This is a genomic window from Pseudomonas lactucae, from assembly GCF_016937615.1.
Classification (GTDB): domain Bacteria; phylum Pseudomonadota; class Gammaproteobacteria; order Pseudomonadales; family Pseudomonadaceae; genus Aquipseudomonas; species Aquipseudomonas lactucae.
In genome coordinates, this window is record NZ_JAFHKI010000171.1 from 1 (window position 1) to 9,053 (window position 9,053).

General features: G+C 65.6%; 1 protein-coding gene. It reads left to right on the plus strand.

From position 1 onward, the window contains the following. On the plus strand, window positions 1–9,053 hold a 9,053-nt coding region (locus JWR98_RS25955), incomplete at both ends, for a non-ribosomal peptide synthetase (RefSeq protein WP_205491583.1).

Here is a 9,053-nt window from a genome sequence, read left to right on the forward strand (position 1 = left end):
GCAAGGCATGCTCGCCGACATTGGCAGCCCGTTGCTGTTGACGCAAACCCAGCTGCTGGACAAGTGGGCGGGCGGTGCCGGCGTGCCGGTGCATGCCCTCGAAAGCTTGCCGTTGGCGACTCAATTGCAGACGGCGCCGAGGGTCGATATCGGCCCGGAAAACCTGGTGTACTGCCTGTACACCTCCGGTTCCACCGGCAAGCCCAAAGCCGTGGGCAACCGCCACGCCGGTCTGCTCAATCGCCTGCAATGGATGCAGGCCGAATATGGCCTGACGGCCAGCGACCGCGTGCTGCAAAAGACCCCGTACAGCTTCGACGTATCGGTGTGGGAGTTCTTCTGGCCGCTGCTCAGTGGCGCGGCGCTGGTTATGGCGCCACCCGGTGCGCATCGTGATCCGCAGCAGCTGCGCGAGTTGATCGTCGAGCACGGCATCACTACGCTGCACTTCGTGCCGTCGATGCTCCAGGCCTTTGTCTCGGCCGGCGAGTTGCCGGTTTGCACCTCGCTCAAGCGCATCATTTGCAGCGGCGAAGCCTTGCCTGCCGAGTTGCAGCGCCAGGTGCTGGCGCAGACGGCCAGCGAGTTGCACAACCTGTACGGCCCGACCGAAGCGGCTATCGACGTCACGTCCTGGGCCTGCCGCGAGGATGGCAGCAGCGTGCCGATTGGTCGGCCGATTGCCAACACGCAGGTTCATATTCTCGACGCTGACCTCAACCCCGTCCCGGTGGGCGTGGCAGGCGAGTTGTACATCGCCGGGGTCAACCTGGCGCGCGGTTATCAGGCGCGTCCGTCGCTGACCGCCGAGCGCTTTGTCGCCAATCCGTACGGTGCTCCCGGTGCACGCATGTACCGCAGCGGTGACCTGGCGCGCTGGCGTGCCGATGGTGCGATTGACTACCTCGGGCGCCTGGATCATCAGGTCAAGTTGCGCGGCCTGCGTATCGAGCTGGGCGAGATCGAAGCGGTGCTGCTCGCCCATGCCAACGTGCAGGAAAGCGTGGTGATTGCCCGCGACGACAAGCTGATCGGCTATTGGGTTGGTGACGCGACCGAAGAGGAAACGCTCAAGGCGCACCTGGCGTTGCACGTCCCCGAATACATGGTGCCGTGGCGCCTGGTGCGGCTCGATGGCATGCCGCTGTCGGCCAACGGCAAGCTGGATCGCAAGCAACTGCCGCAGCCCGAAGGGCAGGCCGCTGCCGAAGGTTACGTGGCGCCGCGCAGTGAGGTCGAGCAGGCGCTGGCGGCTATCTGGGCCGAGGTGCTGGGCGTGGAGCAAGTCGGTATGACCGACAACTTCTTTGAGCTGGGAGGCGATTCGATCCTGTCCTTGCAGGTGATCAGTCGTGCACGTCAGGCCGGCTGGCAATTGAGCCCGCGCGACCTGTTCCTGCACCCGACGCTGGCAGCCTTGGCCCATGCGGCGCGCAATGCCCGCCAGGGTGCCGAACAGCAGCCGGGCGTGACCGTCGGGCCTGCTCCGCTGACGCCGATTCAGCATTACTTTTTCAGTCAGCAGATTGCACAGCGCCAACACTGGAACCAGTCAGCCTTGCTGCATCCGCTACAGGCTCTGCAAGCCGAACCCCTGCGCGCCAGCCTTGCCGCCCTGACTGAACACCACGCCAGCCTGCGTCTGCGTTATCAGCAGGACGCCCATGGCACCTGGCAACAGGGCTACACCGAGGTTTCCGATGACAACCTGCTGGTGGAAATCGACGCCTCGGACACCGAAACCTTTCTTCACGAGGCCGAGCGCCTGCAAACCAGCCTCAATCTGCATAACGGTCCCTTGTTGCGCGCCGCCTTGCTGGCTTTGAGCGATGGCAGCCAACGGCTGTTGATCGTGGTCCATCACCTGGTGGTGGACGGCGTGTCCTGGCGAATCCTGGTGGAAGACTTGCAGCAAGCCTATCGACAGCAGAGCGCAGGCCAGGCGGTGACACTGGCGCCGGTGGGTGCCAGCTTCGCCCAGTGGGGCGAGCGCTTGCAGGCATTTGCACAAAGCCCGGCGCTGCTTGATGAGCTCGATTACTGGCGCGCGCAGACGCTTGGGCAACCGGCACAAGACCTGGGGTATGAAGGCCAGGCGGTAGAGCGCCGATTGCGCCTGCCGGCCGAACTGACCCGGCGCCTGCACAAGGAAGCGCCAGGTGCCTATCGCACGCGTCTGGATGAGCTGCTGCTCGTCGCCTTGGCCCGCGTGCTCTGCCGCCAAAGCGGGCAGGCGTCGCTCAGCGTTGCCCTGGAAGGTCATGGGCGCGACGCGTTGCCTGCGCCTTACCACGAAGGCCTGAATATCGAGCGCAGCGTTGGCTGGTTCACCAGCCTGTACCCGGTGCGCCTGAGCCCCGGCCTTGGCGACCTGGGGTCGGCGATCAAGGCGGTCAAGGAGCAACTGCGCCAGGTGCCGAACAAGGGCATCGGCTACGGTGCGTTGCGCTACCTCGGCCCGGCGTCTGCCCAGGCATTGCTCGCCGAGCAGGCCCCGCCGCAAGTGATGTTCAACTACCTGGGGCAATACGACGCCAGCCTCGATGGCCAGCGTCTGTTTGGCCTTGCCAGTGAACCTCAAGGCCGTCAGCGCGACGATGCCGCACCCCTGAGCCACGCGTTGACGGTCAATGCGCGCCTGGTTGAAGGCCAGTTGCAATTCGAGGGCCGCGCCGACCCTGGACATTACAGCCCCTCGCAGCTGGAGTGCCTGTTGGACGATCTGCGCGCCGAACTGAGCCTTGTCGCCGCCCATTGTCTGCTCCCCGAAAACGCCGCGCTGACGCCTTCCGACGTGCCACTGGCCGGGCTGACTCAGGCCCGGTTGGATGCCTTGCCTTTGGCCGCGCGCGACGTAGAAGACCTGTATCCGCTGTCGCCCCTGCAACAGGGGCTGCTGTTCCATTCCCTGCAAGGCGATGCCGAATCGGCCTACGTCAATCAGATCGACGTGGTGCTCGAAGGACTCGACCCGCAACGCTTCCTGCACGCCTGGGAAACCACCGTGCAACAACACGCCACGTTGCGCAGCGTGTTTCTCTGGCAGGCTGAACTCAGCGTGCCGCTGCAAGCGGTGCTGCGCCGTGGCCCGGCCGTGGCGCAACTGCATGACGCCCGCGGGCTCAGCCAGCAGGCTCTGGACGAGTGGGCCAACGCCGAACGCGTGCAAGGTTTCGACCTGACGCGCTTGCCGCTGCAACGGGTGCAACTGTTACGCCTGGATGCCAACCGCTGCCGCATGATCTGGACCTTCCATCACATTCTTCTCGACGGCTGGAGCAGCGCGCGGCTGATCGGCGAGGTGCTGCAACAGTACGCGGGCGAACGCCCATTGGCGCCGCGCAGTCAGTATCGCGACTACATCGCCTGGCTGGGTGCCCAGGATGGACTGGCGGCCCAAACCTACTGGCAAGCGCGCCTGGCGACGATGGAGGGCCCGACCCTGCTCGCCGAAAGCCTGCCAGGCCGGGATACCCAAGGGCTTGGCGACGCGATCGGGCATGGCGTGATCCGCAGCGGCCTGTCGGTTGCCGACAGCCAGCGCCTGCGCCAGTTCGCCCGCCGCCAACGCGTGACGCTCAACACCCTGGTGCAAGGCGCCTGGGTCCTGCTGCTGCAAACCTATACCGGGCAGTCATCGGTAGCCTTTGGCGCGACAGTAGCGGGGCGCCCCAGCGCGCTGGACGACGCCGAAGCCGTGGTGGGCCTGTTCATCAACACCGTGCCGGTGATCGCCACTGGCGACGCGGGCCAGGTGGTGGGCGACTGGTTGCGTGAACTGCAAACCCAAAGCGCCGAGGCGGGTGAATTCGAACACACGCCGCTGGCCGATATCCAGCGGTGGGCGGGGGTGAGTGGACAAAGCCTGTTCGACAGCCTGCTGGTGTTCGAGAACTATCCGGTCGATCACGCCATGCGCCAGCGCAGCGGCGTACGTATCGAAGCGTCGAGCACGTTGGAAGCGACTCACTATCCGCTGTCGCTGGCAATCTTCGCCGGTGAAACGTTGGACATTACGTTCGGTTACCGCCGAGATGCGTTCGCCACCGCCCGCGTCGAGGCCCTGGCCGGGCATCTCAACAGTCTGTTGCTTGGCCTGATCGCCGATGCTCACCAGCCGTTGGCCGCGCTCAGTCTGCTGAGTGCTGCCGAACACACTCAACTCATGGCCTGGAGCGCGTCGGACTACGTGCCGCCGGCGTTCGCCAGCGTGCAGCAGCGCATTGCCGCCCACGCGGCGGCAGACCCGCAGCGCGTGGCCCTGATCTGTGCCGGCCAGACCCTCACCCGTGGCGAGCTGGAGCAACAGGCCAACCGCCTGGCCCACCTGTTGATTGCCCGTGGCGTCTGCGCCGAAACGCGCGTCGGCGTGGCCTTGCAACGTTCCAATCGGCTGTTGGTGGCGCTGCTGGCGGTGGCCAAGGCCGGTGCGGCATTCGTGCCGTTGGCGTTGGACTACCCCCGCGAACGCCTCGGCTATGTGCTGCAAGACAGCGGCATGCGCCTGCTGATCACCGAGCAGATGGCCCTGGAGCGCCTGCCCGAAGCGCCGGGCCTGGCGTTGCTCGATCTCGACACGCTGGACCTGGACGGCTACAGCGACCAGGCCCCCGATGTCGAGGTGCACGCGCAAAACCTCGCGTACCTGATCTACACCTCAGGCTCCAGCGGCACCCCCAAAGGGGTGGCCGTGGCCCACGGCCCACTGGCCATGCATTGCGACGCCACCGCGCCGTTGTATGACATGAGCGAGGAGTCCCGTGAGTTCCACTTCATTTCCTTTGCCTTCGATGGTGCCCATGAGCGTTGGCTGACGGCGTTGACGTGCGGCGCCAGCCTGGTGCTGCGTGACGAAGAGCTGTGGTCCGCGGGGCGTACCTTGCAGGCATTGGCGGACCATCAGGTCACCAACGCAGGCTTCCCACCGGTCTACCTTGGGCAACTGGCTGTCGAGGCCCAGGCCCAAGGCAGTGCGCCGGCCTTGGATCTGTATTCCTTTGGCGGCGAAGCCATGCCGCAGGCCAGCTTCGAGCGCATCCGCCAGACCCTGGCGCCGCGTACCCTGATCAATGGCTACGGGCCGACTGAAACCGTGGTCACGCCACTGGTATGGAAAGTGCCGGCCAGCCAGGCCTGCCTGTCGGCTTATGCGCCGATCGGCCGTCCTGTTGGCGACCGCCGCGCCTACATACTCGACGCACGCCTGCAGCCGGTGCCGGCCGGGGTCAGCGGTGAGCTGTACCTGGGCGGCACGGGCCTGGCTCGTGAGTACCATGGCCGACCGGGGATGAGCGCCGAGCGTTTTGTGCCCGACCCCTACGGCGTGCCCGGTGCGCGTATGTACCGCACCGGCGACCGTGTGTTGTGGGGCAGCGAAGGGGTCATCGAATACGTCGGTCGCATCGATCAGCAGATCAAGATTCGCGGCTATCGCATCGAGCCCGGTGAGATCGAGGCGCGCATCCAGCAGCACCCTGAAGTCGAGACCTGCGTGGTGCTGGCCTTGCCGTCGCCGACTGGTCCGCGGCTGGTCGCCTATGCGGTGGCTACCCTCTCGGCGGATGAGCCGAGCCTGGAGTCGCGGGTCAAGCAAGCGTTGGCCGGGCAGTTGCCGGACTACATGATTCCGGCGCGGCTGGTGTGGTTGCCACGCTTGCCGGTCACCCCGAACGGCAAGCTCGACCGGGCCGCGCTGCCGACCCTGAACTGGCAGGTCCAGGACGGCGAGTTCATTGCGCCCAGCGGCAAGGTGGAAACCCTGCTGGCCGACCTCTGGCAACAGTTGCTGGGGCATTCTCAGGTCGGCGCGACCGACAACTTCTTCGAGCTGGGCGGCGACTCCATCGTCTCCCTGCAATTGGTGGGGCGTGCGCGTCAGGCCGGCGTGCTGCTGACGCCCAAGGATGTATTCGAACAGCAGACGATCCGGGGGCTGGCCCAGGTGGCCAAGGTTCAGGAGCATGTCGAGCAGGCACAAGGCCCGGTCACGGGGGCTGCCGCATTGACGCCGATCCAGGCCTGGTTCTTTGAAAGCCCGATCCATGTACGTCAGCACTGGAACCAGTCGGTACTGTTGCAACCGCGAGAAGCCTTGGATGCGACGCTGCTGAGTCGTGCATTGCAGGCGTTGGTGGCGCATCACGACGCCTTGCGCCTGCGCTTTACCCAGGACGCCGAAGGCCGCTGGCAGCAACACCACGTCGAGACGGCGTCGGTGCCGCTGGATCAGGTACAGGTGACGGACGCGGCACAATTGACCAGTGCCTGTAGCCGCATTCAAGCCGGGCTGAACCTCAGTGAGGGGCCGTTGCTGCGTGGTCTGCTGCTCGAGAGTGCGCAGGGGCCGCGTTTGTTGCTGGCCGCGCATCACCTGGTGGTGGACGGTGTGTCCTGGCGCATTCTGCTTGAGGACCTGCAACGCGCCTATCGCCAGCTGCAGGCGGGCCAGCCACTGGATCTGGGTCACAAAACCACTGCGTTCCAGCGTTGGGGTGAAGTGCTCCAGGCGCAGGCGCCCGCGCGTGAGGTGGAGCTGGACTTCTGGCGTGCCACTCAGGCAACCGGTGTGACCAGCCTGCCCTTGATGGATGAACTGGGCAGCCGTCGCCGCGACCAGGTGCGTGAATGCCAGGTGCGCCTGGACGAGCCACTGACGCGCCAATTGCTGACCCAGGCGCCACAGGCCTATCGCAGCAGAGTCGATGAGCTGCTGCTCACTGCGCTGGCCCGTGTGGTCCTGCGTGCGACAGGGGGCGAAAGCCTGCTGGTCGGCCTGGAGGGCCATGGCCGTGAAGCCCCGGCCGAGTTCAGCGATGTTGACCTCAGTCGCAGCGTGGGCTGGTTCACCAGCCTTTACCCGGTGCGTCTGCAAGCCGACCCGTCCGCGCCGGCCGGCGCGGCGATTCGGGGCATCAAGGAGCAACTGCGCCAGGTGCCTGATCAGGGCATGGGGTATGGGATCCTGCGCTACTTCGGTGAACCGCAGGTGCGTGCCGAACTGGCCGCGGGCGCGCAACCGTCGATCACGTTCAACTACCTTGGCCAGACCGACCGTGGCCTGGATGCACAGGGGTTGTTCGGTATCGCACCTGAGCGGGGCGGTGATGACCAGGCGGCCGATGCGCCGTTGGGCAACGAGCTGATCATCAATGCCCAGGTGCGCCAGGGCGAGCTGCACATGAACTGGCAGTACAGCGGCGCGCGGCTGGCGTCGGCCTGGGTCGAACAGTTGGCGCAGGCATGCCGTGCCGAGCTGCAAGGCTTGATCGAACATTGCCTGAGCCCGGACGCGCAACGCTTCACGCCCTCGGACTTTCCGTTGGCAGGGGTGGACCAAGGCACGCTGGAAGGCCTGCTGTTGCCCGCCGACACCGAGTTGCTTTATCCGCTGTCGCCGTTGCAGCAGGGCATGTTGTTCCACGCCTTGCAGGCCCCGGACGAAAGCCACTACCTCAACCAGTTGAGCCTGGCCATCGACGGCCTCGATGCTCTGCGTTTCAAGCAGGCGTGGGACACCACCGTGGCGCGGCATGACGTGCTGCGCACCCGCTTCCTTTGGGAAGGGCTGAGCCAGCCGTTGCAAGCCGTGCTTCGCAGCGTGCCATCGCCGGTGCGCCTGTTCGACTGGCGCGAGCGCGCGGACCGCGAAATCGCTGTCCAAGCGCTGGCGGAGCAGGAGCGTAACGAGGGCTTCGACCTGGGCACCGCGCCCTTGCTTCGGGTGCTGTTGGTACGTCTGGGCGAGCAACGCTATCAGCTGATTTTGACCAGCCATCACCTGTTGCTCGACGGCTGGAGCTCGTCGCGACTGATCGCCGAGGTGTTGCAGCACTACCGGGGCACGCCGCCTGCCGAGGTGGCAGGGCGTTTCGTCGATTATGTGCAATGGCTGCAACAGCGTGATCTGGCGCAGCGTCAGGCGTTCTGGCGCGAGCGGCTGGTCGATCTGGATGAACCGACCTTGCTGGTCAACACCGTGACCGGTGTGGGCGAGGGGGTTGGTCACCGCCAGCACCATTGGCAATGCGATGCGGCAATGACCGCGCGGTTGAGCGCCATCGCCCGCCGCGAGCGCGTGACCCTGAACACCTTGGTGCAAGGCGCCTGGAGCCTGTTGTTGCAACGCTATAGCGGGCAGGCCACGGTGGCCTTCGGCGCTACGGTGGCGGGCCGTCCGGCACAGTTGCCGGACTCCGAACGCACGCTGGGGCTGTTCATCAACACGTTGCCGGTGATTCAGACGCCACCCGCTCAGCAGCCGTTGGGCGAATGGCTGCGTCAGTTGCAAGCGTTCAACAGTGCGCTGCGCGAACATGAACATACGCCGTTGTTCGAGATCCAGGGCTGGGCCGGGCAGGGGGGACAAGCGCTGTTCGACACCTTGCTGGTCTTCGAAAACTACCCGGTGGAGCAGGCCCTTGGTGAGGCCAGTGGCTTGCGTTTCTGGCCCGTGCAGCGCCACGAAACCACGCACTACCCATTGACCCTGGTGATTCATGCCGGCGCGCAGTTGCAGATCGAATTCAGCTACCGCCAGGATGCCTTCGCCGCAGCCGATATAGCCCGTTTCAGCGAACACCTGGCTGGTTTGCTGGAGCAGTTCGAAGACAGCAGTCGTCCGTTGGCGAGCTTGACCTTGTTGAGCCCTGTCGAGGTGCGCCAGATCGATGCCTGGAACGCCACCGAAACCCGCTATGCGCAGTACCCGAGCCTGCCTGCGTTGATCGCCGAACAGGTACGTGCCACACCTGACGCCTTGGCGCTGGTGTACGGCGACACGCGCCTGAGCTACGCCGAACTGGACGCGCGCGCCAATCAACTCGCCCATTGGCTGCAAGGCCAGGGCGTGGGGCCGGACGTGCCGGTGGCGGTGTCAGCCGAGCGTTCAGTGGAACTGGTGGTGGCGTTGCTGGGCGTGATCAAGGCCGGTGGCGCGTATTTGCCGCTGGACCCGGAGCATCCGCGTGAGCGCTTGCAAGGCATGCTCGCCGACAGTGGCAGCCCGTTGCTGTTGACGCAAACCCACCTGCTGGACAAGTGGGCGGGCGATGCCG